The following is a 232-nucleotide window of genomic DNA, read 5'->3' as shown; positions in this document are numbered from 1 at the left end:
CTACAGCGTTCCGTTGTGTCGGTAAACGTATTGGCCAAATTGCCACGGGTGATACGGTAAACGACTTTGCCCCAATTAACTCGCTAACCAATCAACCTTACTTTGTGATTCGTGCCGGTGCGTTCGGTGCAGGTTGGAATCCTGGTGAAGCCATTCGTTTTGCCACGATAGCCAGCGCAAAACCGGTGATGCCAATTAGAACCGTCCAAGCAGGCCATAGTCAAATCAACAC

General features: G+C 50.0%; 1 pseudogene. It reads left to right on the top strand.

Annotated elements, in window-relative coordinates:
- A pseudogene (locus AAEY88_RS15660) lies at nucleotides 1-232 on the top strand (hypothetical protein); the annotation flags it as partial.

Origin of the sequence: Psychrobacter sp. CAL346-MNA-CIBAN-0220, assembly GCF_040309805.1 — a bacterium.
GTDB lineage: Bacteria > Pseudomonadota > Gammaproteobacteria > Pseudomonadales > Moraxellaceae > Psychrobacter.
The sequence above is the reverse complement of the archived record's forward strand: the minus strand, read 5'-3'. Positions and strand labels throughout refer to the sequence as shown.